The organism is Leifsonia sp. 10L418, from assembly GCF_056395445.1.
In genome coordinates this window covers 1-389 of sequence record NZ_JBFTJN010000020.1, presented here as the reverse complement: position 1 = coordinate 389, position 389 = coordinate 1, and the positions used below count along the sequence as shown (strand labels likewise).

At 71.7% G+C, this 389-nt stretch carries 1 pseudogene; it reads left to right on the top strand.

The window, feature by feature from the left end:
* Nucleotides 1-95: 95 nt before the first annotated feature.
* A pseudogene (locus tag AC1DCF_RS19155) lies at nucleotides 96-389 on the top strand (prephenate dehydrogenase); the annotation flags it as partial.

The following is a 389-nucleotide window of genomic DNA, read 5'->3' as shown; positions in this document are numbered from 1 at the left end:
GCCCCATCGGGCTCGGCGACCAGCGCCAGGGCAGCATCCGCAACCTGGGCAAGCAGGAAGTCGGCCACCTGCTGGCATCCGTAGGGCTCTGAGGCATGTCCGCGTTCAAGAGCCAGGGCCGCGGCCACCTGGACGGCCCGGTGGTGGTCATCGGGACCGGGCTGCTGGGCACCAGCATCGGACTGGGCCTGCGGGGGCGCGGCGTGCCCGTGTTCCTCTCGGACCCGTCGCCCACCAACCAGGCGGTGGCCGTGGACATCGGTGCCGGCAGCCCGCTGCCTGAACTCGGTGATACGTCACCGCAGCTGGTTGTGGTGGCCGCTCCGCCGGACGTCACAGCCGACGTCGTCCTCGCCGCGCTGTCCACCTACCCGGACGCCGTGGTGATC